This is a genomic window from Nocardia sp. CY15 (assembly GCF_009829295.1).
Lineage (GTDB): Bacteria > Actinomycetota > Actinomycetes > Mycobacteriales > Mycobacteriaceae > Nocardia > Nocardia sputi.
The window spans coordinates 73,976-81,254 of sequence record NZ_VUOT01000017.1; the positions used below are offsets into that span (position 1 = coordinate 73,976).

Here is a 7,279-nt window from a genome sequence, read left to right on the forward strand (position 1 = left end):
ACCCATACCAGCCGAGGAGCCGAAACATGTTCAGCACCACAGCCGTTCGCCCGACGACGACGATCGAGGATTGGCTCGTGGAGCGCGTGGCGGACTACACCGAACGCGCGGCCCGCGACGTCGATCCGGTCGTCCCGCTCGCCGAACTGGGCTTGGACTCCGTCTCGGCGGTGAACCTGTGCGGCGAGATCGAGGACCGATGGTCACTCGAGGTCGACCCGGTCCTGGTCTTCGAGTACCCCACCATCGCCGACATCGCCGCTTACATCGCCACCGAATTCGCCCTTGCCGCATGACCGACATCGCCATCGTCGGCCTCGACTGCCGATTCCCACAAGCACCCGATCCGGCCGCGCTGTGGCGGCTGCTGATCGACGGACGTGACGTGATCTCCGAGGTTCCGGCGAGCCGCTGGAATGCCGCCGAGTACCACGATCCGGCCGGTGCCCCCGGCACCATCAACACCCGCAGCGGCGGCTTCCTCGACGACGCGGACGCGTTCGACGCCGCATTCTTCGGCATCACCCCGCGCGAAGCCGAGGCGATGGATCCGCAGCAGCGGTTGCTGCTGCACGCCACCTGGCGGGCCTTCGAAGACGCCACGCTCGATCCGCGCGCCGAGGCCGGTTCCCGTACCGGGGTCTTCGTCGGGGTGATGGCCAACGAATGGGCCAACCTGCAGATGAGCGACTATGCCGCGATCACCCCGCAGCACGGTTCCGGCAACGGATATTTCATGACCGCCAACCGGCTGTCCTACCAGTTCGACCTGAAAGGGCCGAGTGTCGCGGTCGACACGGCGTGCTCGTCGTCGCTGGTCGCGATCCACCTCGCCTGCGGCGCACTGGCTTCCGGCGAATGCGATCAAGCGGTCGCCGGTGGTGTCAACTTGGTGCTCACGCCCGCCGTCGGGGTGTTCTACACCCAGGCCGGTCTCTCCGCGCCGGACGCGCGGTGCAAGCCGTTCAGCGGCAACGCCGATGGAATCGTGCGCGGCGAGGGCGTCGCGGTGCTTGTGCTGCGGCGCCTCGCCGACGCGCAGGCCGCGGGGCTGCCGATCTACGCGGTGATCAAGGGCAGCGCGGTCAATTCCGATGGGCGCAGCAACGGCATCACGGCGCCGAACCGCTGGGCGCAGCAGCAGGTGATCGGCGAGGCGTGCGAGCGCGCCGGGGTACGGCCCGAGGAGGTGGACTTCCTCGAGGCACACGGCACCGGAACGGTGCTCGGCGACATGATCGAGGTCAAAGCACTGGGACAGCTGCACGCACGCAACCAGCGGCGGCTTTGCGGCGTCGGATCGATCAAGGGCAATCTCGGTCACACCGAAGGCGCGGCGGGCGTCGCGGGCCTGCTCAAAGTCGCTCTCAGCTTGCGGCACGGTATCGTCCCGCCGTCGAGGTTCGCCGATCAGGAGAATCCGCGGCTGCGGATGGCCGAGCAGGGTTTGCGTCTGCTCACCGAACCGATGCCGCTGGAGGGACCCGGATACGGGGGAGTCAGCAGCTTCGGCATCGGCGGCACGAATGCCCATGTTGTGCTGGGCAGCGCTCCTGCCGCCGAGACCCCCACGTCCTCCGGCGGCGGCGTGCTCACGCTGTCGGCGAACGACGAGGAAGGGTTGCGGCGCAACGCCCGTCGCCTGGCCGACGCGCTGGGTTCCACCCCGCCGGAGGAATTCGCGCAACTGTGCTGGACGAGCAACCAGGTCAAGTCCTCCGGCCGCGCCCGGCTCGCCGTCGTGGCCGCCGATCGTGACGCCGCCGTCGCGCGGCTGCGCGCCGGCGCGGACACCGGGGTCGTGGGACCGCTCGGCGTCGGCTGGATGTTCACCGGCCAGGGTTCGCAATTCACAGGCATGGCGCGCGCGCTCGACGCGGAAGTCCCGTTGTTCCGGGACGCTCTGGCGATGGTGGACCAGGTCATGACGGTTCATCTCGGTCACTCGGTACGTGAGCTGACGCTCGACGAGCACACCGAGATCGACCGCACCGATCTCGCGCAACCGGCGATCTTCGCGATGGAGTACGCCCTGGCCAAGGCACTGGCCGACGTCGGCGTCCGGCCCGCGTGGGTCATCGGGCACAGCATCGGCGAGTTCGCGGCCGCGGCGGTGGCGGGAGTGTTCGACCTGGACGACGCGTGCCGCCTCGTCGTCGCACGAGGGGAGCTGATGCGACGGTTGCCGGAGGGCGGGGCGATGCTGGCCGTGCGGGCGGACGCGGCCGAGGTCGCCGAATTGCTCGCCGACCAACCGGAGATGGCGCTCGCCGCCGTCAACGGACCGCGGGAGATCGTGCTTTCCGGTGCGGCATCGGCGATCACCCGGGGGCGGGACGCGCTCACGGCTCGCGGGGTGGAGACCACGGTCCTCAACGTCTCCCACGCCTTCCACAGCCCGCTGATGGAACCCATGCTGGAGCAGTTCGAGGCAGTCGCCCGCGAATGCGGTTATCGCACACCCGCACTTCCGCTCTACTCGACCGTCCACGGTCGCCTGCTCGACGCCAGCGAATCGATGGACGCCGCGTATTGGGTCGAGCACGTCCGCGCCACCGTCCGCTTCGGCGAGGCCATCGAAGCCGCTCTCGGCACCGAGCCCAGCCACGTCGTCGAGATCGGGCCGCGTCGTGTCCTGACCACGATGGTCGGCCGGACCCGCCCGGATCTGGCGGCGCGCTGCCTGACGCCCAGCCCGGGACCAGGTGCGACAGGCGGCGCATTCGCCGAGACCGTCGCCGCTCTGTACCGCGACGGACTCGACCCCGACTGGGACCGGCTCTACGAGCCGGCGCAGCGCGTCCGCCGCAGGCTGCCCGGATACGAGTTCTCCACCGACCAACGGTTCTGGGTCGAATCACGCAATACCGCAGCGCCTTCCGCTCAATCCGAGGAAACCTCCATGGACCAGTTGATCGCACTCTTCCGCGAACAGAACGCCGTCCTGGCGAGTCTGGTCGGCGCTCCGTCCGCCGGGCACGTTCCACAGCCCAGAGGGGCGGCGCCGGTCGCGACCGAGACGGTCACACCGCACGACATCGTGACCCCGACGACCGCGGTGGGCACGGCCACCGCGGACCCGCCGATGCCCCCCGCAGCCGTCGCGAGCGTCGTGCGCGCGGAGTTCTCCAGGGTGAGCGGATTCCCGGCCGACCGGCTCCGCGATGCCCAGACGCTCGGTGACGACCTGGGCTTCGACTCGCTCATGCTGACCGACCTGATCGCCGCGCTCGTTCGCAAGCTACCCCGCCTGACCGTCGACCCGAGCAGATTCACGCCCACGACGACGCTCGGCGACGTCACCTCCTACCTGACCGGTCGAGTGGGTGTGCCCGTCCCGCAGCAGGCAGCCGGCCCTGCGGCCGGCGGGATGCCCGAACCGTCGTGTGAGGTCGCCGAGCCGGAGTACCGGATCTCGGATTTCGCGGAGGTGAAGTCGATCGCGGACCGGCTCGCCGGCGCCGAATCGCTCGGCCTGTCCAATCCCTACTTCCTGGTCAACGACGGTGTCACCAAGGACACCTCGGTCATCGACGGCGCCTCGGTGATCAACTTCTCCAGCTACAACTACCTCGGATTGTCCGGCCATCCGGCGGTCGTCGCCGCCGTGCAGGACGCGGTGGCCCGCTATGGCAGCTCGTGCTCGGCCAGCCGGATCCTCTCCGGCGAGAAGCCGGTGCACCGCGAACTCGAGGCCGAACTCGCGGCCCTGCTCGGCACCGAGGACGCCATCGCACTGGTCGGCGGCCACTCCACGAACGTCACGATCATCGGGCATCTGGTAGGACCGGAGGACCTCGTCATCCACGACAGCCTCGCGCACGACAGCATCATGCAAGGCTGCAAGCTGTCGGGCGCGACCCGCCGCCCGTTCCCGCACAACGATCACGCCGCCCTCGACGAACTGCTCACCGAGATCCGCCATCAGTACCGGCGGGTGCTGATCCTGATCGAAGGCGTCTACAGCCAGGACGGCGACATCCCCGATCTGCCCGCGATCATCGCCGTCAAGAAGAAGCACAAGGCGCTGTTGATGATCGACGAGGCGCACAGCGTCGGCGTGCTCGGCGCGGGCGGCGGTGGAATCGGCGAATATTTCGGCGTCGATCGCGACGACGTCGAATTGTGGTCCGGGACGACATCGAAGGCGCTCGCCGGTTGTGGCGGGTACGTCGCGGGCAGCGCGGAACTGATCCGATTCCTGAAGTACACGACGCCAGGATTCGTCTACAGCGTCGGCATGACGCCGATGAACGCAGCCGCCTCGGCCGCGGCGATCCGTCAGTTGCGGTCCGAAGGCGCCATCCTGGAACGTCTGCGCGGCAATTCTCGACTGTTCCTGCGATTGGCCCGGGAGGTGGGGGTCGACACCGGCGACAGCCACGACACGCCGATCATCCCGTGCATCGTGGGCGACTCGATGAAGACGTTGCGACTGTCGAACGCGCTGTTGCGCCGCGGCATCAACGTCAACCCGATCCTGTATCCGGCGGTGCCGGAAGACCTCGCACGGCTGCGGTTCTTCGTCACCGCGTGCCACACCGAGGACCAGATTCGCGAGACCGTCAAGGTTCTCGCCGAGGAACTCGCCCTGCTCGCGGAGAGCTGACCGGCGAGCCGGCCGGTCAGCGACCGCCGACAGCGCGTCCGAGACGGATGCGCGGCCGGGGTGGCCGTGTCGATGACGGCGACGTCATCGGCTCGTCGCCCGCTGCGTCGTGCACCTCCACGTGCCCCGGACCGCTGTAGCATCGGTCCGAGATGCCATTACTCCAGCTCGAGCCCATAGCGGCGGCTTCGCGGGTCTGGAGTCCGGGCGGGCGATGAGGGCCGGGCACGAGTTCGCTGCCGCAGGCGCCGGGCGGGTACGGACCTCGTCGACGTGTACGGCCGGAATGTTTTACGGCGCCACAGGCGTGTGATCCGCCGGGTGAGGGTTCGAGCGGCGATTCGGCTCGTTTCGAGCGGGCTTTGCGGCACCGCATCGGAAACCACCGCGAGATCGATCCGATCGTGCCGGCTACCGCGGACGAGGACGAAACCTCGCCGCCGACCGTAGCGACCGCATCGGAGGTATTGGCCAGCCATGATTCGCTCGAGCGTGCGAGCCGCGATCTCCCTGATCCTCGCCGGCGGTCTGGGGTTGGCGAGTACTCCGGCGGTGGCGTCCATGCCGCTGGTGGTGATCGTGACCGGCGGCGAGATCTCCGGCCACGCCGCCGACGGCATCGTCGAATACCTGGGTATTCCCTTCGCGGCCCCCACCGGTGGCGGAGCGCGGTTCAGCCCCCCGCGTCCGGTACCGCCGTGGCCCGGCGTGCGGCCTGCTCACCACCACGGTCCGCAATGTCCGCAGAACGGCTACCTGCCCGGCCTACCACCGACCGGACCCACCAGCGAGGACTGCCTGACCATCGATGTGTACGCGCCGGACCGGGCACCCGGCCGACTGTTGCCGGTCATGGTGTTTCTCCACGGCGGCGGCTACGTCACCGGCTCCAACAGTCAATATGACGCCCCCACGCGGATGGTCGCCGACGGCGACGTCATCGTCGCAGTCCCGAACTACCGCCTCGGACCGTTCGGCTTCATGTCGCTCCCGGAACTGGCCGCCGAGTCCGGCGGGGCCACCGGAACGGTCGGCATCCAGGACCAACAAGCCGCTCTGCGATGGGTGCGCGAGAACGCGCGTGCCTTCGGCGGCGATCCGGGCAATGTCACGATCTTCGGTGAATCGGCAGGTGGCGGAAGCGTCTGCACACACTTCGCCGCACCCGGCTCCGACGATCTGTTCGCCAAAGCGATCGTCCAAAGCGGCTCGTGCGCACAGTCACCGCTGGTCCCCGGCAATCGGGACGATGCCTTCGCACGCTCACAGCGCTACGCGGAGAGCATCGGATGCGGCGACGCCGCGACACGTTCGAGCTGCCTTCGCGCGCTTCCCGCCGCGAAGCTCCTGGATTCGCCGACCGTCCGATTCGACGGGCCGACCCCCGTCTGGGTGCCCAGCATCGACGGCGTCGTCGTCACCCGCACACTCGCCGAAGCCCTGGCAGGAGACAAGCGCAAGAGACCGCTCATCGTGGGGAGCAACAGCGCGGAAGGCGCGCTGTTCGTCGCGGAATCCGATTACGCCCGCGGCCACGTCCCGGACGCGGCGAGCTACGAGCGCTACGTCCGCCAATCATTCGGCGGTTATGCCGATCGCGTACTCGCCCGCTACCCCCTCGATCGGTATCCCTCACCGTCAGCCGCTCAGACCGCGGTGATCACCGACGGTCTTCTCGCTTGTCCCGCGCTGTTCACCAGCCGCACCGCGCGCGACACGGGACATCCCCTGTGGCAGTACGAATTCGATCAGGCGCCGTTCGGCGACGCCGATCCGGTCCTGCCCGGCGCCTTCCACGCCGCCGAACTTCCGTATCTGTTCACCGGTCTCATGGGAGTGCCCATCCCATGGACCGGGGCGTCCGCCGCGTTCGCGGCGCAAATGCAACGATGGTGGACCACTTTCGCCCATACCGGTGACCCGAACGGTCCAGGCGCGTCCCAATGGCCGGCGTGGCCGGAGTCGGCAGGGCAGAGTTCCGACGGGCCGACGCTGCTCATGCGGGCAACCGGCAGCGTCGTGATCGAGGACTTCGCCATCAGGCACCACTGTGCGTTCTGGTCCGAACGGGAACGCTGAGCCCCGCCCGCCTCGATCGAAGCGATCTCCGCGATTCGGTGAATAGTGTTCGCGGGCAGTGATTCCCGCATCGGCGTAGGCAGGTCTTGCCGCGCGTGATGCGCTGAGTTAAGGTCGTCGTCATGACTGCCGGGTCGGCGACACGCCGCGCACAGAACGGTCGCCCGGCCGCGCTGTGATCATCCGGCGGGCCAGGGGCCCGCCCTCCTTCTTCGCGAAATCCCATGTACTACAGGGACATCGGAAGGAGGTGAACATATGTCCCCTTCGGAAACGCCGCAGCAGCGCGGCTGGCCGGACTTCGTCGCCGCGCACGCTCAGGGCGGAGTGCTGGAGGCGACCGTCGTAGAGATCGTGCCGTTCGGCGCGTTCTTGGAGGTCGATCCAGGAATCCACGGGTTGCTGCACCGAACCGAGTGGTCCACCGAGCCGCAAATCGGCGCCATTCTGACGGTTCGCATCCTCGATATCGATACCGAGAGGCAGCGAGTGGCTCTGGCGCACGCTGAATAACGGTCCACGCGGGCGTGGGGGGGGCGAGCCCACCACCCCCCGCCCCGCCCGGAGCCACAAACCCCACCGGGGGAGGGG

Annotated in this window: 4 protein-coding genes; all 4 read left to right on the forward strand. The window is 68.6% G+C overall.

Features of this window, described 5'->3' with window-relative positions; all coding sequences use genetic code 11:
- Positions 1-26: 26 nt before the first annotated feature.
- The gene (locus tag GVY39_RS19900) at positions 27-296 is read left to right on the forward strand and encodes an acyl carrier protein (protein WP_159926716.1); all 270 of its coding nucleotides are present in this window, start codon (positions 27-29) and stop codon (positions 294-296) included.
- On the forward strand, positions 293-4,609 hold the full coding sequence (locus GVY39_RS19905; protein WP_159926718.1) for a type I polyketide synthase: 4,317 nt from the start codon (positions 293-295) through the stop codon (positions 4,607-4,609). The genes GVY39_RS19900 and GVY39_RS19905 overlap by 4 nt, the downstream gene beginning before the upstream one ends.
- Before the next feature lie 477 nt (positions 4,610-5,086).
- Positions 5,087-6,688 (forward strand): carboxylesterase/lipase family protein, encoded by a 1,602-nt coding sequence (locus GVY39_RS19910; protein ID WP_159926720.1) that lies wholly within the window; start codon positions 5,087-5,089, stop codon positions 6,686-6,688.
- A 258-nt stretch (positions 6,689-6,946) separates the two neighbouring features.
- Positions 6,947-7,201, forward strand: coding sequence for a S1 RNA-binding domain-containing protein (locus GVY39_RS19915; protein WP_159926722.1), 255 nt, complete (start codon positions 6,947-6,949; stop codon positions 7,199-7,201).
- The last annotated feature ends 78 nt before the right edge of the window (positions 7,202-7,279 follow it).

Bases quoted from the DNA above. Each gene is read 5' to 3' on its own strand.
- GVY39_RS19900 (WP_159926716.1), top strand. From the start codon at position 27: ATGTTCAGCACCACAGCCGTTCGCCCGACGACGACGATCGAGGATTGG.
- GVY39_RS19905 (WP_159926718.1), top strand. From the start codon at position 293: ATGACCGACATCGCCATCGTCGGCCTCGACTGCCGATTCCCACAAGCA.
- GVY39_RS19910 (WP_159926720.1), top strand. From the start codon at position 5,087: ATGATTCGCTCGAGCGTGCGAGCCGCGATCTCCCTGATCCTCGCCGGC.
- GVY39_RS19915 (WP_159926722.1), top strand. From the start codon at position 6,947: ATGTCCCCTTCGGAAACGCCGCAGCAGCGCGGCTGGCCGGACTTCGTC.